Here is a 23,005-nt window from a genome sequence, read left to right as displayed (position 1 = left end):
CAGCGCAGCCCGAGGGCCCGGCCGCCGGAGCCGGGCCCTCGGGCTGACGTACGGAGAGCGCTCGTCATTTCACTTGCCGACGCGCCGCCACTGCTGGCCCGTGCCGCCATCGGCCTCCTGCTGCTCGACCGCCGCGCCGTTGGCGGTCGAGCCGTCGGCTATGCCGAGGACCTTGCCGCTGCGCACGCAGGTGAGTGTGACGTAGCCGTCGCCCGCGTCGGCGATCGTCCAGCGCTGGCTGGTGCTGTGCTCCGGAGTCCACTGGGTGATCTTCGCGCCGGCCTCGGAGACGCCGCCCCAGACCGCCCAGACCATGGGTGTACTGCCGTGGGTGGTGTAGATCTCGTACTGCTCCGAACCCACCGGGATGAACCGGAACTGCTGGTTCACAGCCGGACTCGGGGTGTACTGGATCAATGCGGCGCCGTTCTCGGTGGAGGCACCGGAAACGTCGGCCGCCTTGCCCGAACGGCGGTTGACCAGCTGGAAGACGGAAGTCTGGGCGGGCGGTGCGACCGTGACGGACCCGGCGGCGGGGATCGTGATGTGACTGCTCCACTCCCCGAAGACGATGTCGGTGGACCTGCCCGCCGCGCCGCGCAGTGTCGCCTCTGTGACCTGGCCGTCCTTCCACCGCATATCGAGTGTGAAGCCCCCGCGCACCCCGGCCCCGGTGACGGACCCGGCAGCGGCCCAGGCTCCCGGGAGGGCCGGCAGCAGCTCCACCCGTCCGGGGCGGGACTGCACCAGCATCTGGATCATCGCCACGGGCGTGCCGAAGTTGGCGTCGATCTGGAACACGGAGCTGCTGCCGAAGCTGTACATGTCGAACATGTTGATCGCGCTGCCGTTGCTGAAGTCGACCGACGGCCGCAGCACGTCGAGGACGAGTTCGTACGCCAGGTCCGCGTGCTTCAGCTTCGCCCAGCAGATGGCCCGCCAGGCGCTGGCCCAGCCGAAGCTCGCCATGCCGCGCGCCTCAAGCAGCTTCGTGGCCGCCATGACGAGCTCGGCCGGTGAGTCCTGGAGGTTGATGCGGTCGCCGGGGAAGAGCCCGGCGAGCGGTGACAGGTGGCGGTGCGTCGTCTCACCGAGGTTGTCGTCGCTCATCCACTCCTCCAGCCAGCCGCTCGTGGCGCTGACCTCCGGCAGGTAGAGCTTGCCCTGGAGTCCGGCGACCGTGGAGGCGTACGAGGCGTCCTTGCCGAGTTCGGCGGCGGCGGCGCGGTAGTTGGCGAACAGCTGTCTGACCAGTTCCTGGGCGTACGTGATGCCCCGGGCGTCCTCCGGGCCGTGCTCGGGCGACCAGTCGTGGTCGTCGACCAGGACCTCCCGTCCCGCCACGGTCGTCGTGACGAGCCGGGACTCCCAGAACTCGCAGGCGCCCTTGAGCAGCGGGTAGATCCTGCTGAGGTGGGCACGGTCCTGGGTGTACTCGTAGTGCTCGTACAGGGAGTTGCACATCCACGCGTTGCCGGCCGGGTGCCACCACCAGCCGTTGCCGCCCCAGACGTTGGTGGAGATGCCGAGGGTCCAGCCCGCCACCTTGCCCGAGGTGTTGCGGAAGCGGTTGCGGGAGTCCTGGAAGAGGTTCTTGGTGGCCGCCCGCCATCCGGGCAGCTGGGCTACGCAGTAATCGGTGAACGCGTCGAAGCACTCGGGCAGTCCCGCGCGGTCGGGCAGCCAGTAGTTCATCTGGACGTTGATGTCGCTGTGGTAATCGCTCATCCAGGACGGGGCGTTGGTGTCGATCCACAGACCCTGGAGGTTGGTGGGGAGACTGCCGCGGGAGCCGCACACCGCCAGGTAGCGTCCGAACTGCAGGTAGGTGGCCTCCAGTTCCGGGTCGGGCGCGGAGCCGGTGGCGGCACGGGCCGCGAGCCGCTCCGGCGTCTCCATCGCCCGCTGCGCGGCGGACGAGGTGCCCAGGTCCACGGCCATCCGCCGCTGAAGGCGCTGGAAGTCGGCTACGTGTGTGGCGAGCAGGGCCGTGCCGGCGGCCGCCGCCGCCCGCGTCGCCTTGGCGCGGGCGGCATCCAGGGGTACCAGGGACGCGTCCTTGTACTCCACGGCCGCGTCGGCCTTGTAGTTGGTGCCTCCCGAGACGATCAGGACCACCTCGGAGCAGCCGCTGAACGTCACCTTCGTGCCCGACGCCGACACGGTGCCGCCGGTCCCGGCAGCCTTCACCACGGTGGCGTACTTCAGGGTGTTCGGCAGCGACGCCGAGAACGACACCTCCGCGGCGCCGGCGTTCGCGACGACGGTCTCGCCCCGGGTCCCGGACAGGGTCAGCGAACCCGTGCAGGAGCCGCCGCCGCTCTGCGTCAGCCGGATCACCACCGCGTCGTCGGGGTGGCTGGAGAACACCTCGCGCCGGTAGGTGACGCCACCGGTCCGGTACGAGACGGTCGCCAGGCCGTTGCTGATGTCCAGCGTGCGGCGGTAGTCGCTGACCGTCCCGAGGCCGTGGGCCGGGATCTCCAGCACCGTCCTGGCCAGCGTCCCGAAGGTGCCGAAGTCGCCCGTGCCGTAGGGAAACTGCCCGTCCGACTGGAGTGCGGCATTGGCGTGACCGGTCCACAGCGTCGCGTCCGCCAGCACCATCGTGTCGCGCGAGGGGTCACCGGTGAGGAGCGCCCCCAGCCGGCCGTTCCCGATGGGCAGGCCCTCCTCCGTCATCCGGTTCACGTCGCCGGGCCGGGAGTACCACAGCGTCAGCGCCTCGCCCTCCGGCACGAGCGACAGCGCGTCGGGGCGCGATACGGCGGCGGCGCCGGCGGTGAACTCGGGCAGTGACGACAGTGCGACCAGCGCGGTCATCGACGCGGCGGCGCGCAGCAGGCCGCGACGCGACATCCCGGCCTCGTCCTGGGCGGGATGCTGTGCGGGTGTTCGAGGGGACATGGACTGCGGCTCCTTCTGGGGCAGCGGTGCTCGAATCGTGGGGGTACGGCGGCTGCGAGGTGGTGCCTCGGCAGAAGGGCAGCGGCGCTAGCGCGCCCTGTCAATCCCTTCAACCGAGATTTCCTATATGATTTACCGCCGACATCACGCTCCCTGAGGGCCCCTGTCCGCACCCCGGAATCATCGGGACCGGGGGCTGTACGAGGGGACCACCTAAGGATCTGACGCCAGGAAAGTCTTGACGGCGCGAGCCGCCCGGTCAACCATCACGTCACCAATTTCCTATCTGATTCGAGAAGATGACGTCTCTGACGACGGAGTGCTGTGAGGTCAGGCCAGGCGCTGCCGCACCCACGCCGACAGCCGGTCGACGGCGACGATCAGGACCAGCACGACCAGGATGTGGGTCAGCATCTCGTCGAACTGGAACAGTTTGATCGACTGGTTGATCAGGAAGCCGATCCCGCCCGCGCCGACCAGTCCCAGCACCAGCGACGCCCGCACATTGACGTCGAGCCGGTAGAGCAGCAGTCCGATCAGCTGGGGCGTGACGGACGGCAGCAGGGCGTGCGCCGCGGTCTGGATCCTGCCCGCCCCCGCCGAGCGCAGGGCCTGCACGGGGCCGGGGTCGGCGTCCTCCAGCGTCTCCGCCCACAGCTTGCCCATCACACCGGTGTTGTGGAGGAGCAACGCCAGGACGCCGGGGAAGGGGCCGAGTCCGACAGCGGTGACGAAGATCAGGGCGAAGACCACGTCGGGCACGGCGCGCAGGAACGACAGCAGGGAACGCGCGGCCTGGTAGACCGCCGCGGAGGGGGCGGTCCCACGTGCCGCGAGCAGCGCCAGGAGCAGCGAGAACGGCACGGACAACGTCGTGGCGAGCAGGCCGATCCACAGCGTGACCAGAGCACCGTCGAGACTGGGTTCCAGGACGCCCCAGCTCAGATCGGGCGGGATCGCGTCACCCAGGAAGCCGGCGATGCCGCCCCAGCCCTCGGCCAGTGCGCCGAAGGACATCTCGGTGGTGTTCCACGCGATGACGTGAGCGGTGACCACCACGGCGGCGGCCACGGCTCCCACGGCGGCGGCCCGTGGCCGGGCTGGCTTCGCCGGGACGGGAAGCATCCGTATCTTGTTGAGTTCGGTCATGAGACGGCCTCCACGGCCGCGGCCCCGTACAGGGCGTCGACGTTCTGGCCGGGCGGCCCATTCAGGATCACCCGGCCGCTTCGCAGGCCGACCACGCGGTCGGCGTAGCGGGCGGCGAGCGAGGGCTGATGCAGGACGGCGAGGACGGCCAGGCCCGCGTCGTGGGCGAGCTCGGCCAGCAGTGCGAGTACCTGCTCGGAGGCGGCCGGGTCGAGCGCGGACACCGGTTCGTCGGCCAGCAGCACGCGGGGGCGCTGGCACAGGGCACGGGCCACCGCGACCCGCTGCTGCTGGCCGCCGGAGAGGCTGCCCGCGCGGTCGTGCGCCCGGTCGGCGAGACCCACCCGGTCCAGGCAGGCCATCGACTCCTCCCGCAGTGCGCGCGGGAACAGGGCGGGAAGGAGCGAGTGCCGCAGCCGGAGCCGGCCGAGGGCGCCCGCGCACACGTTCTCCAGGACGGTGCGCCGGCGCACGAGGTGGATGTGCTGGAAGACCACGGCGGTGTCCAGCGGTGCGCACGGCTTCCCGTCGATGCTCACGCTGCCCGCCGCCATCGGTTCCAGACCGGCGGCGGCCCGCAGCAGGGTCGACTTGCCGGAACCGTTGGCCCCGAGTACGGCGAGCAGCTCACCCCCGGCGACGTCGACGTCCACCCCGTGCAGCACCTGCCGCTCTCCGTACCGCACGGTGATACCTGACAGGGCGAGCATCAGACGTCCTTCTCGGTCAGGTCGAGGGCGGCCGCCAGGTCGAACAGCGGCTGGTACGTGGACTTGTCCACGGCGATCAGCGGCGCCGGCGGGTCGACGTCGAGGAGGGCGCCGATCTTGCCGACCTTGTCCGGCGGCAGCTTCAGCAGGGCGTCGGTGACAGCCTTCTTGAACTCCGCGTCGAGTTCGCCGCGCACGGTGATCGGGTCGTTCGGGATCGGGGCCGATTCCCACACCTTGCGGAACCGGGACGGGTCGAAGGTGCCGGCGGCGGTGGCACTCGCCAGCTGCTGGGAGTTGATCTCGGCTGCGTCGACCGTGCCCTTGGCGAGGGCCAGCAGCGCCTCCGGGTGGCCTCCGGCGTAGTTGACCTTCACGTCGTCCTTCTTCAGGCCCGCGTCGAGCATCGCCTGGCGCGGCAGCGCGTCGCCGGACGTCGATCCCACGGACGCCAGCGCGAGGGAGTGGCCCTTGAGATCCGCGACCGACCTGACGGCTTCGTCCTTCGGCACCCAGATACCGGCCGTGTAGCTGGACACCTTCCCCTTGCCGTCGCCGAAGGAGGCGATGGCCTCGGCCTTGGCCCGCCCGCTGGCGAAGACATAGCCGAGGGGGCCGAACATGGCGATGTCGAGCTTGCCGTTCTCCATGGCGAGGACCTCGGCGGAGTAGTCCTCCGTGACGGTCAGCTCCACCTCGCAGTCCAGGCTCTCGCCGAGGGCGTCGGCAAGGACCTCGGCGGCCGGGGTGAGCTTGGCGGGGTCCTCGAAGGGCTCCACGCCGAAGCGGATCTTGCCGCCGGGGCAGCCGGCGGACTCTGCCGCGTCCGAACTGCCGCCGCAGGCGGTCAGGGTCAGCGCGGCGGCAACGGTGAGCGAGGTGGCGAGGAGGAAAGGGCGGACGAGCACGGTGAGCTCCGGGTTCGAGGGCAGCGCGGGAGAAGGAGGCGGTGGTGCGAGAGGTGGGGGGGAGTCGTGCGCCGTGGCGGCTGTGCCCAACGTTTCAGGCACAGCCACCCCGGTCAACACTTGTATCGACAGGTTGCCAACTGTTCATCCGTGAGTCGGCGGGGAGTTGTCCGTCCCTCCCGGCGGTGGGCCAGAAGGGACGGAAGCGCGGCTCAGTGGCGGCTGTGGCGGGCGGTGTGACCGAGTTCGGCCGCGGTGCGGGTCACCTCGAAGAGCCGCTCACCGTCGCGGTTGATCCAGGTCGCCGTGAGGGTCGGCATGTCGAGCGTCGTGTCCGCGACCAGCTTGAGGAAGACGTGCGGCTCGACGGCGCTGTGCACCAGGTACGGGCTGGGCACGTTGAGACTCGGGATGGTGCTGTCGTGCATGGGGCTGACGATGAACTGCCACAGGTCGTAGCCGACGCGGGGGCCGTAACTCAGGGCACGGGAGACGTGGATGTCCCCGCCGATCAGGAAGCAGCCCGGGATCTTCTCCGCGGCGATGAAGTCGTAGACGGCGTCCCGCTCGTAGGAGTAGGTGGCCCAGTCGTCCTTCTCCGCGTTCTCCTTGTCGTCCCAGATCATGCCGGTGGCGATGGCCTTGAACGGGGCCGTGCTCCGGCTCAGCTGCCCGCGGAGCCAGTCCCACTGCACCGTGCCCAGACAGGTCACCTGGGTGCTGTCGGCCCAGCTCGGCGCGGTACGGCTGAACCAGCGCGGGTCCAGCAGGAAGACCTCGATCGGACCCCGGCGGAAGGATGTATAGACACCCTCGCCGTCCGTTCTCTGCTTGAGGATCTTCCCGTCCGCTGTCTGCCCGAAGGTGGGATTGGCGCGGTAGTTGACGAAGGCCGTGCGGTTCTGCCGTTTGCTCTTGTAGTCGCCGTGGAAGTCGTTGCCGCCGAAGTCGTGGTCGTCCCAGGTCGCCCAGACCGGCATGGAGGAGATCATGCGGGAGATCTCCGGCTGCACCAGGAACGTACGGTGCTTCCGGCGGGCCACTTCGAGGTCGGCGCTGTCCACGTACGGGGTGTCGCCGAGCATGACGAAGCTGTCGCAGCCCTCATCCATGATCGCCGTCCAGACGTGGTCGGGGACGGACGGGCCGCACGAGCCCATCCCCATGGTCACCACAGAGGGCCTGTCCGGGTCGGGCGAGGTGGTGAAGGATCCGGTCATCGGCGTGAAATCGGCCGCTTCCCTGACCGGGGTGAGGGCGAACTCGTACGCCGTGTCGGGCGCCAGACCCCGCAACTGGGCGATCAGCGTGTTGTCGTTGCCCGGCTCGACGGCGGTGGTGACGGTACGCCAGGGCCTGGCGCGCGTCCCGCCCAGCTCCCGGTAGGCGCAGTTCCAGCGGGCGTAGAGCGAGGGGTCGAGGCCGGGGCGGGCCCAGATCCGGGCGCTGCCCGGTTCGGTGTGGCCGACCATCGGGCCGACCGGCTGCTCGGGCGGCATCGGCGTCGGCACCACGGTGGGGGCCGTGCCGGTGCGCACCGACGCGACGTAGCCGGCCAGCGCGGTGAAGAACGCCTCGCTGTCCGCCACCGCGCCGGCCGGCTGCACGACGGCGCCCGCGCCGTTGCGGATCTTGTCCACGGTCAGGCTGGTGACGAGGAACCGGCCGGTCCCGAACTGGCCCTCCAGCAGCGCGGGCGGGAATCCGGAGGCGGAACAGGCCATCAGGACCCGCATCCCGCTCCACCGCTGAACCGTCTCGTAGCTCACCCGCGGACTGGCGTTCCGGCCGGTGAACAGCCGGCCGTTGCTGACGCGCAGCCCCTTGACGAGCGGGTGGCCGGCGTCGACCGGGTGGATCGTGTCGTAGTCGGCGTCGGTGCGCACGGCGGAGACACCGGTGGGCAGGTAGGCCACCGCGGCGCCGTACTGGTCGGACTGCGCCAGGTCCAGCACGACCCGGTGGCCGGCGACGAACCGGCGCAGTGAGTCGGCCTGGCCGGCGACGTAGTCGAGGTAGTCGTCGCTGTTGTTCGTGAAGGTGCCGAAGGCGATCAGGTCGACCTGCTGCGGCTGCTCGTCGGCCGGCAGCGCAAGATCGAGCGGCACGACCTCGAAGCCCGCGGTACGCAGCAGTTCGGCCAGGCCCAGGGCCTTGGTCCAGGGGTCCTCGTACTCCAGGACGGCGGCGCGCAGCGGGGCGGTGTCGTCGGCGGCGCGCGGTGCGGCGACGGCGGCGGAGGCCGGTCCGGCGACACCGGCCGTGAGAGCCGCGGCGACGCCGCCCGTCAGTATCTTCCGTCTGTCCAGGCCGTTGTCCGGCATGTGCGTCTCCTTGGGAAGGTCCGGTGCGCCCGGTCGGGATAAGGAGACCGGGCGGTGGGTGCCCGTTTCCGGGCCCGTGCCGCAGACGCTGGCAGAGCGAGCGGTGGGCGGCAATAGCTTGTATCGACAAGTCATTCGGAGTTCATGCGGACCATTGACATGCTGTGCACTGTTCACCCGCACCGGGGACCACGCGTTCGGTGCCGGGCCGTCGCGGGTGGGAGCCCGCTCAGCCCAGTCCCGGCAGAACGGCCTGGCGCGGGGCGTCCGCCCCCCGGGCGGCCCGTACGGCCGCGCCGAGTTCCCCCAGCGAATGAGCCCCTTCCACCAGTTCCGCGAAGGGGTGGGCGGCGTGGCGGGCGGCGAGGAACGCGACGGCCGCCTGGAGGTCCGCGGGCCGGTAGTTGTGCACACCGGTGACCGTGCGCAGCCCCCGCACCAGCCATTCGGGGTCGAGGGGGACGGTGTCCGCGGGGGAGACCGAGCCTGCCAGCACGGCGGTCCCGCCGATGCCGAGGGCGGACAGACACAGCCGGACCGCGTCCGTGCTGCCCGACAGCTCCAGGGCGAGGTCGGCCGGGCCCGGCGGTTCACCGACGTCCAGCACCCGGGCGGCCCCGAACTCTCCGGCGCGCGCCCGCCGGGCCGGGGACGGATCGACGACGCTCACGCGGGCGCCCCCGAGAGCGGCCATCGACACGGCGGTCAGGCCGAGCATGCCCGCGCCGGTGACCAGTACCTCGCGCCCCTCCAGCGGGCCGGCGGCCGCGATGACGGCGGCCACGGTGGCGGTCGCGCAGGCCGCCGGGGCGGCGACCGCGTCCGGCAGCCCCTCGGGGACGGCGACGATGGCGGTCCCCGGCCGCAGCACGCAGTGGGTGGCGAACCCGCCCGTCAGGGGCGCCTGTTCGTCCAGCGGCTCGTGCCCGTACTTGCGCAGCTCCCGGCACTTCTGCGGAAGTCCGCGCAGACAGCGCGGGCAGGTACCGCAGGAGGCGGTGACCGACCAGACCACCCGCCGGCCCGGCACGACCGGAGCGCCGTCCACGCACGACGGGGCTCCCGGGCCCACCGCCAGCACGGTGCCCACCTGTTCGTGCCCCAGCAGCGCCGGAACCGGGGAGGGGCGCCTGCCGCTCACGGTGTGCAGATCGCTGCCGCACACCGTGGCGAGGTCGATGCGCACCAGCACCTCGCCCTCGCCCGGCGACCCGGGAGTGACCGTGGTCACCAGCGTGAACGGCCGGCCGACCCCGTCCCAGCGGGCGTAGCGGACGTCGAGAAGTTCGTCGGGAGTGGTCCCAGGCATCGCGTCAACCCAATCCATCACGAGTACTGCCAGTGTGCGGACAACCTGTATAGACAGCTTTTCGAGGCTGGAGTGAAACTCTGGATGAACAGAGGATGCAGAGGCTGTTCGCCGACGACAGTCAGCCGGTCGCGTCCGGTCCGCGGCCGGTCGTGAGACCGGCCGAACCATCCGCGACAGAGGGGTATTTCTTTCTGAATCGCCCGGAAGCACCCTCGGCGGGAGCGTCGGGAGGGCCCGCCGGGCCCGTCGGGCGGGGACCGGAGGGACGGGACGAAGACCTGTAGGGTCAAGTCCATGGCCGCCACCCCTCTGCACCGGACCATCGCAGCCGACCTCCGTCATCGCATCCGTTCCGGGAGCCTCGCGGTCGGTGGATCGTTGCCGTCCGAGTCCCAGCTCTGCGAGGAGTTCTCGGCGTCGCGAGGACCGGTCCGCCAGGCCCTCGCCACCTTGCGGGACGAGGGGCTCATCGGTGGTGGGCAGGGCAAGCGTGCCGTGGTGCTGGACACTGTTCCCACCCAGCCGTTCGAGTCGTTCCTGTCCTTCACCCGCCGTGCGGAACTGACCGGCTACTCCCCCGGTCAGAGGCTGCAGGAGATCGCGTTGCGCCGCCCGGAACCGGAGATCGCCGCGGCCCTGCAGATCGACCCGGACGACCTCGCGGTGCAGCTCGTCAGATTGCGCCTGCTCGACGGACGCCCCGCGATGCTGGAACGCATGACGTACGTCGAGTCGCTGGGCCGCCCGCTGATCTCCGCGGATCTGGACGCCGGTTCCATCTACGCTCTGCTCACCGAGCAGGGGGTGGATCTGCACTCGGCCCGGCACACGTTCGACGCCGTACCCGCCAACGCCCTGGACGCGCGGTTGCTGGAGGTCCCCGAGGGCTTCCCGCTGCTCAGGGAGCGGCGCCTGACGACGGACTCCCAGGGCGCCCCCGTCGAATGGTCCGAGGACCGCTACCGCTCGGACACCGCGACCGTGACGGTCACCAACACCCGCAGTTCCCGTACCGCCATGCTCTGAGCGCGGTGCCCGGCCCATGAGCGGTCAGCGCCAGCTGACTTCGTGCTGTGGTTCCCACGTCCATGCGGGCAGGCCGGGAACGGTGCCGGAGGGGCGTGGGACGCCCTGGATCGCGTCGTCCCAGGCGGAGACCTCCAGGATCAGGTCGGCGCGGGCGGCTTCGTCGAGGTGCTTGAGATCGATGGTCCAGGGCTCGCCGTGGTAGAGGTCGTTGGTGATCCTGCTTCCCGCACCGGTCAGCGTCGCTCCGCCTCCCCGGTAGTCGAGCACCAGATGGGCCTCGGCCAGGCCGGCGAGGTCCGTCGCACCGCTGTCGACGCGCCACCGGCCGCCGCCCAGGGAGGTGAGCCGCGGAGCGGCCGGGGCCGCGGGGAGCTGGTAGGTGCGGCCCGTGAACGGCTTCCCGGCCGGAGCCGGTTTCCACCCGGCGCCCGGCGCCAGGCCTGCCGCGGGGAAGACCTCGGCGGTGATCCCGCTGCCGGCCGGGCCGCTGAACCGCACGTCCGGCTGTATGCCGGTCACGTTCGCCGGGCCGGTGAGCACGAGGCGGTCACGGCCGTCGAGCGGGGTGACGACCGCGCTCAGCGACTCGGCCTCGGTGAGCACGATGATCCTGGCGGACGGGGCCGCGGCACCGGCCCTGCGCACCAGCAGCGAGGTGCGTTGCCCGGCCGGTACGGTCGCGATGCGCTCGTTCCCGGCCACGGTCTGGCTGACCGTGCCCAGTTCGCCGGTGATTTCGGTGGTGCTGTCGAAGGCGAGCGCGCGGTCCGTCCAGTCCGGGGCCCAGTAGACCCAGGTGGGGACGGAGTCACCGGTGAGCTTCGCCAGCGGTTCGAGCGTGGCCCAGCGCAGGTCGACGCCGTTCAGGTCGGTCATGACGGGGAAGAGGTTGTACCGGCCCTGCGGCATCGTCAGCGCGGTGGCGGGCAACGTGACCGTGCCGCCGGCCGTGTTCACGCGGATCTGGACGTCGGACCTGGCCGGCAGCGCCACGTTGCGCTGGGTGTTGTTGACGAAGACGAAGCCGCGGCCTTCGGTGTCGAAGCGGCCGATGTAGCGCAGCCTGCGGGTCTGCGCCGGGTCCATGATCTGTCCGGGGTCGCGGGTGATCCGCGTGCGGACGAGTTCCCCGGCGCAGGTGGTGACGAAGGTGTGGAGGCGGCGGTAGTGCCGGTAGGAGTCCCGGATCCGGCCGAACTCGCCCAGCGGGGCCTGGAAGTCGTAGGTGAGCGGCCAGTCTCCGCTCAGGCCCGGCATCTGGGTGCCCCCGTGGAACATGTAGTAGCCCAGGTAGTTGGCGCCCCGCCCCACGCTGTCGTAGGCGTGCGCCGCTACGTACGCGCGCTCGACGAGGAAGCGGTCGTTGCCCCGCATCGGGCTGCCGGTGCCCAGCTCGCAGAATCCGCGGGGGTAGTCGAGGGTGTCGTAGGTCGACCCGCCGATGTCGGTGTTGGCGGTCCACTCGTCGGTGCCGTAGATGAACCCGGACGTGGCCGAGGTGCCGGCGCCCCGTTCCCACCCCCGGTAGGTGTAGGCGCCCTGGAGGGGAATCGCGGTGTCCTTGTCGAACCTGGAGTTGGCGGTGACGGTGTAGTAGGGCACCACCATGCCGTGGGCGGCGCACATCCGCCGCAGAGTGGTGATGTGTGCCGGATCGCCGTCGGCGAACTCGTTCTCCAGCTGGATGCCGACGACGGGGCCGCCGTCCGCCGCCCACATCCCGTCGAGCTGAGCGGCGATCCGGGCGAAGTACGCGTCGACCCTGGCCAGGTACCCCGCGTCATCGGTACGTGAACCGGGCAGGGCGAAGGAGGGGAGCCCGCCGTTCGTGGTCTCGGCGTTGATGAACGGGCCCACCCGGAGCCAGACCAGCATGCCCTGCCGCTGGGCGGCGGCCACGAAGGCCCGCAGGTTCTTGCGTCCCGCCCAGTCGAAGGTGCCTTCGGTCTGCTCGTGGTGGTTCCAGAACACGTAGGTGGCCACGATGCCCACCCCGGCGGCCCGCATCCTGCCCAGTTCCCGCTCCCAGCGCCCGGCGGGATGGCGGACGTAGTGGAACTCACCGCTCACCGGATACCAGGGCGCACCGTCGCGGGACCAGCCGTTGCGCGTCACGCCGTAGGTGATCCCGCCCGCGACGCCACCGGCGTTGGCGAGCGGTGTGTCGGGGCGCGACTCGGTGGCGGTGGCGTCCAGCCGGTAGGGCGCGGGCGTGGCCGTCCACCACTGGGACGGGTCGTCGGTGTCGGAGCGGATCTCGACCGCGGCGCCGGCCGTCGTCGCGGACTCCACGACCGACAGGAGCTTCCCGACGGCTCTGCTGACGATCTTCACCCGGCCCTGTCCGGCGTCGGTCAGCTTCCACTGCTGGTTGGCGCCGCCGCCGGCGCTCCACTGGATCACCCGCGTGCCGTCGTCGGTGCGGCCGCCCGTCACGTCGAGCACCTTGCCCGAGTTCATCGAGGCGATCGTCACCCAGCCGTCGCCCTCGTCGACCGCGGTCCATTCCTGGTTGGCGGCTCCGGTGGCCGTCCACTGGATGACCGCCGCGCCGTCGTCCGGTGCGCGGCCGTACACATCGAGCACGCAGCCGCTGTGCGCGTTGGTGAAGGTCAGCGGGGCGCCGGCCACCCGGTCCGCCGCGTACGCCCGCGCGGGCGTGATCAGGCCGCTGAGCACCGGGCCGGCGGCGAGGGCCACCGCCCCGGCCCCCAGCATCCGGATCACGCTGCGGCGGGCCGGTCCGGCGCCCACGTCACTTCTCGGGTTGTCCATGTCGGCTCCTGATGTCATTGCTTCGCCGTCGCGGGCGCGCGGGTGGAGTCGGTGCCGTCGAGGGAGTGCCCGGCGGTGACGCCGGTGTCCGGGCCGAGCGGCTTGGCGCAGCCGGGCGAGGCGGGGTCCGCGCCGACGGTGAGTCCGACCGGAACGCCTGTGGTGTCGCCGAGTTGGCTGTGCGTGACGGGGGTGATGACGGCCGTGCCCGCGGACCGGGCCGTGACCTCTCCGGTCGGACCGACAGCGGCGACGGCCGCGTTGCTGCTGGTGTAGCCGGTCGTCGGCAGCAGCGGCAGTACGTGGTCGGCGCCGTTCACCACCTCGTCACCGGTGACCTGGTCCGGGTCTGTGGCATCGAGGCCGGCTCGCAGGTTGAGCCCGTTGTCGAAGTCGTTGCCGCTGATGACGGCTCCGGAGGAGCCCCGGTAGGAGAACAGCGAGGTGGAGTACGGGGAGGCGGTGGTGACGGTACGCACGGAGGTCGTGGTGCCCGGTGCCGGGCACGGGTTCTCCGCCTCTGCGGCGAAGGCCGTGTGGCGGTCGAGACGGGCCACCCTGTTCGACGTGAACGTGATGCCGCCCACGCTCTTGGCGTCGAGGAGCCGCACGTCACCGGTGCTGAAGGTGTTGTCCTCGACCCGGATGTCACGGTGCACGGGGTGGGCGGCGTCCACGGTCCGGTTGGTCGGCTCGACGAAGATCACGGGACTGGCCGGCCGCTGGAAGGTGTTGCGGCGGATCAGGACGTCGGTGACCGGGCCGGACTCGTACCACTGGTAGGCGTCGGAGGAGATGAAGACGCTGGCCATCGACATGCCGTCGAAGACGTTGTCCTCGATGACGACCGGCTTGCGGGTGGTGACCAGGACGCCGCGCGTGGGGATGTCACGGAAGGTGTTGCCGCTGATCTCGACGGACGGGGTGTAGGTGGTGTTCTCCACCACGAAGTCCCGGGGAGTGACCGAGTCCGGGACGGTCCGGTCGAAGGTGACGACCATGCTGGTCAGGGACTTGTCGTGGTCCTGGCCCGAGGGGCCGTCGACGGACACGACTCGGGCCGTCGCGCCGGGCACCGGCAGCATGGTGCCCTTGTCCACGATCTCTACCGTGTCGCCGGGGTGGAACTGCGGGAAGCCGGCCGTCTCGTTGTGCATGTACTCCAGGCCGAGCGCGTTGGGGGCGGGGCGTCCGGTCACCTCCAGGTAGGTGCCGTGGATGTTGATCGCGTCGTCGTGAGCGCCGTCGAACACGTTGTCGCTGATGTTCACCCGCCCCTTGACCCCCGACATCTGGACGAAGTCGGCGAACCCGGCCGTGGTGCGTCCGGAGGCGGGGTCCGTCCGGAACTCGTTCCCCTTGATGGTGACGTTCTCGCTGAGCTGTCCCACGAAGCCGAAGCCGTGCAGATAGCGGGCCTTCAGCCCCTCCACGGTGACGTCCTCCGACTCCCAGAGGAGGGCCGAGGGGGTGTCCCGCGTGGTCTGGCGCATCTGGTAGACGAGCCCTCGGTCGTCCGGCGCCGCCCCGCTGCTGTAGTCGATGCGCAGCCTCCGGTCACCGAGGTCCGTCATGGCGGCCACGTCGTCGAACAGCGGATTGGAACCGCGCCAGGTGCGCTTCGCCGCGGGGTCGTGGATCTGGGTGTACTGCATGCCGTTGACTCCGGACCAGTACGGCCGGCCGGTGGCCGGGCTGGTCTCCCCCAGCCAGGTCACCTGCCGGTCTCCGACCGAGAACCCGCTGCCCGCGGGGATCTTCAGTACGCGGTAGGCGTGGCCGTCGGCCACCCCGGTCTCGCTGACGGTGGCGTCGACGACCTTCGGGGCGGTGTAGTCGAAGCTGAAGTCCTCGATGGCGACGTGGTGGGAGCGGATCGCCGCGAAGGCGGTCATCAGCCCGTGGAACCGGAGCTGCGATCCGTCGCCGTCGACGGTGACGTCGTCCATGTCCTCAAGGAGGATGCCGATCCGCTTGTCCCGGTAGGACTGGTCGGCGCCGACGGTGTTGGAGACGTACAGTTCGCGGACCTCGGCCTGCTCCGGATAGATCTGGTAGGTGCCGTGCGGGAAGACGATCCGCACCGGGCCCTCGATCGTCCTGGCGTGCCGCACCGCCTCGGCGACCGCGGCGGCGCTGTCGCTCCGCCCCGTCGGGTCTGCGCCGAACGCCGTCACCTCGACCACGGTCTCGGAGGCCGCGCGGGCGGCCTGCACGGGCAGGGGCCCGAGCAGTGCGGTGGCGGCGAGGGCCGCGGCCGCGCCCAGGGCGAGCACGGGCCGGCGGAGAAGGGGTTGCATGGGGGGACTCCTGCGGCTCTGGTGGGGGAAAGTGACAGCCAGTCGGAGAGCACTGGCCCATCCGGTGCGCGCGACCCCGGCGGCGTCCCGGCCGCTGGTGCGCACACCAGTTGGGAACGTAAACACTCCTGAGTGGGACGCGATGGCGTATAGGGGTTGCGTGTTGGATTCAGTCCAGCACGCCGCCCAACTGGCGTCAATATCTGTGCAGTTGTGTTGCACCTTGTGTGAATCAAAGCTGCCGATGGGCGCAACCGACCGGTCCGGCCACCCCTCGCATACGAGGCAGGGGCGGCCCGCACTCCCCCTGCCCGCAGCCCCCTTGGCCGTTAGATCCCCGAATGCTTGCCATCCATGAGTGTTCACGTAAACATAGCTGTCGACGGGCCCGCCCGGCCACGCGACAGCGCACCTCACCTCAGCACAGGAGCACTCGTACATGCCCCTTCTTCAGATCGACGACGGCGGCTTCACCCTCGACGGCGAACCGTTCCGGCTCCTGTCCGGCGGGCTGCACTACTTCCGCGTGCACCCCGGCCAGTGGGCCGACCGGCTGCGCAAGGCCCGGCTCATGGGCCTCAACACCGTCGAGACCTACGTGCCCTGGAACCTCCACCAGCCGCGCCCCGGCGAGTTCAGGACGGACGGCGGACTGGACATAGCCCGGTTCCTCGACCTCGCCGCCGCCGAGGGACTGCACGTACTGCTGCGGCCCGGCCCGTACATCTGCGCCGAATGGGAGGGGGGCGGCCTGCCGTCCTGGCTGCTGGCGGACCCCGGAATCCGGCTGCGGACCCGCGACCCGCGCTTCCTCGCCGCCGTCGACGACTACTTCGACCGGCTTCTGACCCCGTTGAGGCGCCACCTGACCACCCGGGGAGGCCCGGTGCTCGCCGTCCAGGTGGAGAACGAGTACGGCGCGTTCGGCGACGACAGCGCCTACCTGGAGCATCTCGCGGACTCGCTGCGCCGCCGCGGGGTGGATGTACCGCTGTTCACGTGCGACCAGCCCGACGACCTGGCGCGTGGCAGCCTGCCCGGGGTCCTGGCCACGGCCAACTTCGGCAGCCGCTCGGCGCAGGGCATGGCCGAACTCCGCGCCCGGCAGCCGACGGGGCCCCTGATGTGCACCGAGTTCTGGATCGGCTGGTTCGACCGCTGGGGAAGCCGCCACGTGATCCGGAACGCCGGCGAGGCGGCCCGGGAACTGGACGAACTGCTGGCCACCGGCGCTTCCGTGAACTTCTACATGTTCCACGGCGGAACGAACTTCGGCTTCACCAACGGCGCCAACGACAAGCACACCTACCGCCCCACCGTCACCTCGTACGACTACGACGCCCCGCTCGACGAGGCCGGCGACCCGACCGAGAAGTTCACCGCCTTCCGCGACGTGATCGCCAAGTACGCGCCGGTCCCGGCCGGGCCCGTCCCCCCGCGCGGTCCGAAGCTCGCGCCGAGGACCGTCGCGCTCACCGGGAGCGCCGGACTGCTGGAGTGCGCCGAGGCGCTCGGCACGGCTGTCACCGCACCGAGGCCGCTGACCATGGAACAGCTGGGTCAGGACTTCGGTTTCGTCCTGTACGAGACGGCCCTGGGGGCCGCGGGGCCTGCTCTGCTGGAGGTGGAGCAGGTCCGGGACCGAGCCCAGTTCTTCGTCGACGGGGTCCCGGCCGGCGTGCTGGAACGGGAGAGCCACGAGCACGCCCTGACGGTCACCGCTCCCCGCGCGGGCGCCACCCTGAGCGTGCTGGTGGAGAACCAGGGAAGGGTCAACTACGGTCCGGGCATCCACGACCGCAAGGGCCTGCTGGGCGAGATCCTGCTGGACGGCGAGGACGTCACCGGGTGGACCAGCCGGCCGCTCCCGCTGACCGACCGGAGCGCGCTGCCGTTCACGGCGGGACCGGTGCCGGCCGGCCCCGCGTTCCACCGGGGCGCCTTCGAGGCCGACGCGCCCGCGGACGCCTTCCTGCACCTCGGCGGCTGGACGAAGGGCAGTGTGTGGATCAACGGATTCGCGCTGGGCCGGTACTGGTCGCGCGGCCCGCAGCACTCCCTCTACGTCCCTGCGCCGGTGCTGCGTACCGGAACCAACGAGATCGTCGTGCTGGAGCTGCACGCCTGTCACCGCGCCCGCACCGTCGAACTCCGGGAGGGCGCCGACCTCGGCCCCACCGATGAGTAGCTCCGGCAGCGGACGTGGATGAGCCGGGCTCCGGCCCTCGGATCGCGGCCCGGCTCATCGCGTGTCAGCCGTGCCGCAGCCGCCGGCTCGCTCCCCGGCCGCGGGCCCGCTGGACGGCCGCCGCGGCGGGCAGGGACCAGGACTGGTTGCTGCCGGTCGTGGGCCGGTAGACGCCGACGGGCGCTCCGTCGTCAGTCGAGGCGTTCGTGACGTCGAGCAGTTCTCCGGTGGCGCGGTTGATCAGGGTGCTGTGGCCGTCGCCCGTGGTGGAGCGGATCCACTGCTGCGCCGTGGACGGTCCGGGCGACGCGACGGTCAGGGCGCCGCCGGACGCCGAAAGCGCCTTGCCCGTACCGGCGTTGGTGATCCGGTACGCGGCTGTGCTGCCCCAGTCGCCGGCGGACAGCTTCGTGAAGCTCCACTGCTGAGCGCTGTCGGCCGGGGCAGTGGTGCGCTGCTCGACGGTGCTCGCGCCGTCGGTGGTGGCGAGGGCCTTGCCGCTGTTGTCGTTGAGCAGCAGGCGCAAAGCTCCGGTGGGCGCGGTGGCCGCCGCCGTGTTCACGCCGCTGACCGTGGGGAGGACGAACGTGGTGACGGAGCCGGGGCCCACGACGGCCTTGAGCGTGCGGCCGGTCACGGCCGCGTCCGCCTCGCGCCGCAGGTTCTTCGTGGCGTCGGTCGTCCAGCGTTCGACGGGTCCGTCGGCGGCGGTCTCGAAGCCGTCCAGGTCCAGGGTGACTTCGCGCTCCACATCGGTGGTGTTGGTGTGGACGACGACCACACCGCCGTCCGGCCTGACCGCGGCCAGGGTCTGCGGGTCGTCGGTGTTCATGATCCGTGCGCCGGGGCGGACGAAGCGGCTGTAGTTCGCCATGGCCCAGTACTTCTTGTTCTTCCGCAGCGGCTCGGTCGCCGCGTCGTCGGGGGTGAAGTCCGTCTGGATCAGTCCCCAGTTGGAGTTCTCGTGGGCCGGTGTCATGTTCTCGTAGTCCTCGACCGCCTGCCACAGGACCCAGGCGCGCGGCTCCAGCTCGCGCACGTCGTCGTTGATGCGCCGGGCGAGGTCGAGCGCGGGGCTCATGGAGGTGAAGCTCTGCGGGACACTGCCGCCGACGTCCACCTCGGACATCCACAGCGGTGTGGCCGCGCCCTTGGCGATGTCCCGCGCCCCGGTGCGGCCGTTCGTCCCGTACGTGTGCGTGTTGAGCCGGTCCACCGTGGTGCGGACCTCGGGGGCGTACGCCTCCCAGTCCGTCCGGAACCTCTCCGGGTCGGTCTCGTCCATCGAGGCGATCGGGGTCGTGACGCCCTTGGCGTCGAGCGCGGCGCGCAGGGTGGTGATCATGCGGGCCTGGGAGGCGGGGTCCCAGTGCGATCCCTCCTGGCGGCCGCCGCTGTGCCAGTAGTCGGTGCCGGGTTCGTTGACCGGTGAGACGGAGTCGAAGGTGACGCCGGTGGCGGACTGGGCCCGCTGGAGCGCGCCGGTGAGGTAGCCGGCGAACCGGTCGTACTGGTCGGGGCGGAGGTTGTCCTCCCAGCCGTTGGCCGCGCCGGAGGTGAGGCCGCTGCTGGTCATGAAGTAGGGGGCCGAGTTGGAGAACGCCTCGAAGGTGGTGGCGCCGCGCTCCTCGGCGGCCGAAAGCCACCACTGCTGGTTCGCGTCGGCGGAGGCGTTCCAGTGATCGGCCCGGTTCGGGTCCCACCAGTCGGGGGCCTCGGGTCCGGGCCGGTTCCAGTAGCCGGGGACGTCGGCGCCGGGCCGCATGTAGGGGGTGGTCTCGGGGCTGTCGCCGCCGCCGATGTTGTAGCGGGCGATGGTGAATCCGAGGCCGTCCGCGCCGTAGAGGTCATCGGCCAGCCGGTCGCGCTGGGCGTCGGGCCATCCGCCGGTGACGTGGGCGAACCAGGCCAGCGCGGTGCCCCAGCCCTGGAAGGGCGGTTGCTGGTAGCTGGGATCGAGGCGGATCGTGAGCGCCGCGGCCGACGGCTCCGCGGCGCTCGCCGGCGTGGGGGCGGGCCCGGCGGCCGTGAGCGCGGTCACCGCGAGGGCCGTGGCGATGCCCAGAACGGTGGCGTTCCTTCCGGGCGTGCCGAAGGAACCGGACCGGGGCCGTGAGGGTGCAGGCCGGGTGCGGGTGGAAAACACGAGGTGCTCCTTGGGGACTCGGAGGCTGAGCTGTGGGGGGGGTGGCGGGGGGATCGCCGGTCCCGCGGCGCCGGCGGGAGGGGGACCGCCGGTCCCGCGGCGCGCGGCAGTGCGGGACCGGCGGTACCGCGCCCGGTGTCGCTGCGGAACCGGTCGGTCAGGCCGCCGCGCGCTCCCACTTCTGGTTGTCGCCCGAGTTGCAGGTCCACTGGTCGAGAGCCGTGCCGTCGGACCTGGACTGGTTCACGACGTCGAGGCACTTCCCGCTGTGCCGGGCGACGAGTTCGACGGAACCGGCCACGTCCGTCGCCCGTGCCTTCCACTGCTGGGAGGCGGATCCGTCGCAGGTGTTCTGCACCGCGTAGGCCCCGTCCGCCGTCGACGCACCGGCGATGTCGAGGCACTTCCCGCTGTGCCGGGCCATGATCTGGACGTAGCCGGTTCCCAGGTCCTTCATCCAGAAGTCCTGGTTGACGCCCGCGCCGCATCCCCACTGGATCAGCTGGGCGCCGTCCGCCGAGTCGTAGTCCGACACGTCGGCGCACTTGCCGCTCTGGTGCCCGGTCAGCGTCTCCCAGCTGACGTCCATACCGGCCACCGTCCCGGCCGCGGTGTCGACGGTGACCTGCGGGGAGTAGTCCATCGCCATGCTGGTGCCGCTGGGGAACGTCAGCGGCAGCCAGACGTACTGGGAGTCGGAGACCGTGCCGCCCATCGCGTTGCCCCAGCGGTCCCCCATGTAGAGGTAGCCGGTGCCCTCTGTGCCCTGGACCGGCAGGACGTACGCGGTCTGGCTCCGGTAGGCCGTGGGGTCGCCCACGTCCTTCAGACCGCTCCATGAACCGGTGACGCTGGTGGCGGTGGCGTACTTCTGCTGGTTCGGGGACCAGCCGGTGGCGCCGGAGGTGAGGAGGAAGTAGACGCCGTCGCGCTCGAACATGGCGGGGGCCTCACGCGACTGTCCCGCCCAGAGCTTCTGGACCTGGGACTCGACCGCCGTGTAGTCCGCGGTCAGCCGGTACACGTGCAGGTCGGCGTTCTCGTTGGCGGCCGAGATCATGTAGCCGGTGCCGTCCTTGTCGACGAAGGTCGTGATGTCCCGCGACATGTTGCCCAGCGGCCGGAAGCTGCCGCGCCAGGTGTAGTCGCCGTCCACCGTGGAGGACACCGCGACCGCCGCTCGGGCCTCGCCGTAGTCGGAGGCGTTCTCCTTGTGCATCCACATCACGAACTGCTTGGTGGAGCTGTTGTAGACGACTTTGGGGCGCTCGATGTTGGCCTGGTCCAGTTCCGGGTCCGAGGCCTCGGTCAGGACGTTGTTGCGGAACTCCCAGGTCCTGAGGTCGGTCGAGCGGTAGGCGGAGACGTACCGGAAGGTGTTGTCGGCGTTGCGGTTCTCGCCGAACCAGTAGTAGTACGCGCCGACCTTGAGCACGCCACCGCCATGGGCGTGCACGGGGCTGTTGTCGGATGCGGTGAACTGCGTCGCGTTGGTGATGGTCACCGCGGCGGCGTGGGCGGTGCCCACGGAGGCGAGCAGGGAGAGGAGGAGGGCGGAGAGGGCGGAGAACAGGGCCGCCCTTCCGGAGATCTTGAGTCGCATGTCGCGATACCTCGTGGTGTTCGTCGGACCGGGCGCTCCGCGCGGCCTGCGAGATCCCGGACCGCGTGGGGCCCGGAGCGTGGGGGAGTCCGGAGCACCGGCCGTTGGGGAGCTGTGGCCGGCCGATCCGGACCTTAACGATCACCGGTCTACGCAATGTTTTCGTAAACACGATGTGTCCGGAAGTGTGTGAGGGCCGCGGGATACTGTCAAGGAGTCGGGCAGAGACGGACCAGGTTTTTGACCCGCCGGTGTGTTTGCGCCAACATTGTGGAGCGGGAGCACACCGTGTGCGCACTCGCGACGGGCCTCAAGAGAAGACGGCCCTCAAGAGAAGGCGGTCGGCTGTGGCGGAGAAGGCGACGAGAGCACCCCGCTCGCGCACGCCCCGGAAGTGGCCCTCGATGGCCGAGGTCGCGGCGAAGGCGGGGGTGTCCTCCCAGACCGTCTCGCGCGTGGCCAACAACCACGACAACGTGGACGCCACCACGCGCGCCAAGGTGCTCGACGCCATGCAGGCACTCGGATACCGCCCCAACGCGGCGGCTCGTGCGCTGGTCACGGGCAAGTTCGGGGCGCTGGGCGTGGTCAGCTTCGACGTCGGCGCGCACGGGAACGCCCGGACGCTCGCCGCCATCGCGGACGCGGCCCGCGAGGCCGGCTTCTCCGTCAACTTCATGGGTATCCGCGCACAGACCGAAGCCGCCGTGCAGCAGGCCTTCCGCCACCTGATGCTCCAGTCCGTCGACGGCATCGTGCTGATCGAGTCGCAGATGCTCGACACACCTTCGCTGCGCCTGCCGCCGACCATGCCGATCGTCGTCGCGGACGGCGACACCGGGCACCGCTACCCCCATGTCGACTTCGACCAGGCCCGCGGCACCCGGAGCGTGGTCGCCCACCTGCTGGAGCTGGGCCATCGCACGGTGCACCACGTCAGCGGCCCGAGGGACTCCTTCGCCGCCCGGCGACGCGCGGAGACCTGGGAGCACACCGTCCTCGCGGCCGGAGCCCCCCTGCACCCCGCCCTGTACGGGGACTGGAGTGCCGAGTCCGGCTACCTGGCCGGCCGGACGCTGGCGAAGATCCCCGACGCCACGGCCGTGTTCGCGGCCAACGACCAGATGGCGCTGGGAGTCCTGCGCGCCATGCACGAGGCCGGGCGCAGGGTGCCGGAGGAGGTCAGCGTGGCCGGCTTCGACGACGTCCCCGAGGCCCGGTTCTTCCAGCCGCCGCTGACCACGGTCCACCAGGACTTCGACGTGGTGGGACGGCATTGCGTGACCCTGCTCCTGGAGCAGATCGAGCACCGCGCGGGCGGCCCGCACCGGCTCGCCGTCGAACCCACTCTCGTGGTCCGGGCCAGCACCGCGCCTCCGCCCGCCTGACCCCGGGGTCCCGCCACGGCCCGCCCGCGCATCCGTGGGCGGGCCGCGCTCCGGCGCGCCCGTGAGCCGGGGCCCGGGCTCACGGCTCGGCACACCCCTCGCATCCGGCGCCGCACCCCTCGTCCGAGGGTGGCAGACCGGATCGTCCGGGACCGGATGATCGGGCGTCCACCCACCCCCTTCGGCGCGCCCCGCGGCGCGGCCGGACCCTCGGCTTTCGCCCAATTCCCCTTTGTTCACCACCGCACCGTGCTTGACGCCCGTCT

The 23,005-nt window shown here is 71.1% G+C and carries 13 protein-coding genes; 3 read left to right on the top strand and 10 right to left on the bottom strand.

Translation table 11 applies throughout. The annotated features are described in order from the left end of the window. Positions 1–69: 69 nt before the first annotated feature. The 6 genes from ACIP89_RS26040 to ACIP89_RS26015 form a co-directional block, all read right to left on the bottom strand. A complete protein-coding gene (locus ACIP89_RS26040) occupies positions 70–2,907 on the bottom strand; it encodes a glycosyl hydrolase family 95 catalytic domain-containing protein (RefSeq protein ID WP_402117021.1) in 2,838 nt (945 codons plus the stop codon). Positions 2,908–3,237: 330 nt separating this feature from the next. After that, positions 3,238–4,056 (bottom strand): phosphonate ABC transporter, permease protein PhnE, encoded by an 819-nt coding sequence (gene phnE / locus ACIP89_RS26035; protein WP_402117019.1) that lies wholly within the window; start codon positions 4,054–4,056, stop codon positions 3,238–3,240. Further along, complete coding sequence (locus tag ACIP89_RS26030; RefSeq protein WP_401928855.1) at positions 4,053–4,766, bottom strand: phosphonate ABC transporter ATP-binding protein; 714 nt, start codon at positions 4,764–4,766, stop codon at positions 4,053–4,055. Before ACIP89_RS26030 ends, phnE begins: the two co-directional genes overlap by 4 nt. Further along, the gene (locus ACIP89_RS26025) at positions 4,766–5,674 is read right to left on the bottom strand and encodes a phosphate/phosphite/phosphonate ABC transporter substrate-binding protein (protein WP_401932822.1); all 909 of its coding nucleotides are present in this window, start codon (positions 5,672–5,674) and stop codon (positions 4,766–4,768) included. Before ACIP89_RS26025 ends, ACIP89_RS26030 begins: the two co-directional genes overlap by 1 nt. Positions 5,675–5,886: 212 nt before the next feature. Then, entirely contained in the window at positions 5,887–7,998 is a 2,112-nt protein-coding gene (locus tag ACIP89_RS26020; RefSeq protein ID WP_402117017.1) for an alkaline phosphatase D family protein, read from the bottom strand. 229 nt (positions 7,999–8,227) lie between these two features. Next, complete coding sequence (locus ACIP89_RS26015; protein ID WP_402117015.1) at positions 8,228–9,307, bottom strand: zinc-binding dehydrogenase; 1,080 nt, start codon at positions 9,305–9,307, stop codon at positions 8,228–8,230. 297 nt (positions 9,308–9,604) lie between these two features. Here ACIP89_RS26015 and ACIP89_RS26010 point away from each other — a divergent pair, with 297 nt between their 5' ends. Beyond that, positions 9,605–10,336 (top strand): GntR family transcriptional regulator, encoded by a 732-nt coding sequence (locus tag ACIP89_RS26010; RefSeq protein ID WP_401928847.1) that lies wholly within the window; start codon positions 9,605–9,607, stop codon positions 10,334–10,336. 24 nt (positions 10,337–10,360) lie between these two features. On the opposite strand, the gene ACIP89_RS26005 is transcribed toward ACIP89_RS26010, so the two are convergent. Next, on the bottom strand, positions 10,361–13,114 hold the full coding sequence (locus ACIP89_RS26005) for a beta-galactosidase (RefSeq protein WP_402117014.1): 2,754 nt from the start codon (positions 13,112–13,114) through the stop codon (positions 10,361–10,363). A gap of 14 nt (positions 13,115–13,128) precedes the next feature. After that, the gene (locus tag ACIP89_RS26000) at positions 13,129–15,414 is read right to left on the bottom strand and encodes a right-handed parallel beta-helix repeat-containing protein (protein ID WP_402117012.1); all 2,286 of its coding nucleotides are present in this window, start codon (positions 15,412–15,414) and stop codon (positions 13,129–13,131) included. A gap of 439 nt (positions 15,415–15,853) precedes the next feature. On the opposite strand from ACIP89_RS26000, the gene ACIP89_RS25995 reads away from it, so the two are divergent. Beyond that, positions 15,854–17,602: a glycoside hydrolase family 35 protein gene (locus ACIP89_RS25995; RefSeq protein ID WP_402117011.1), complete on the top strand. Its 1,749-nt coding sequence runs from the start codon at positions 15,854–15,856 to the stop codon at positions 17,600–17,602. Between the two features lie 64 nt (positions 17,603–17,666). Here ACIP89_RS25995 and ACIP89_RS25990 read toward each other — a convergent pair whose 3' ends face one another. Both ACIP89_RS25990 and ACIP89_RS25985 read right to left on the bottom strand, forming a co-directional pair. Beyond that, a complete protein-coding gene (locus ACIP89_RS25990; protein WP_402117008.1) occupies positions 17,667–19,748 on the bottom strand; it encodes a glycoside hydrolase in 2,082 nt (693 codons plus the stop codon). A gap of 157 nt (positions 19,749–19,905) precedes the next feature. After that, complete coding sequence (locus tag ACIP89_RS25985; protein ID WP_402117006.1) at positions 19,906–21,351, bottom strand: RICIN domain-containing protein; 1,446 nt, start codon at positions 21,349–21,351, stop codon at positions 19,906–19,908. A gap of 404 nt (positions 21,352–21,755) precedes the next feature. Between ACIP89_RS25985 and ACIP89_RS25980 the strand changes: the two genes are divergently transcribed. Beyond that, complete coding sequence (locus tag ACIP89_RS25980) at positions 21,756–22,739, top strand: LacI family DNA-binding transcriptional regulator (protein WP_401928835.1); 984 nt, start codon at positions 21,756–21,758, stop codon at positions 22,737–22,739. Positions 22,740–23,005 lie beyond the last annotated feature (266 nt).

It is taken from the genome of Streptomyces sp. NPDC088730 (assembly GCF_044751215.1).
Taxonomy (GTDB): domain Bacteria; phylum Actinomycetota; class Actinomycetes; order Streptomycetales; family Streptomycetaceae; genus Streptomyces.
This window is presented reverse-complemented; position numbering and strand designations above follow the sequence as displayed.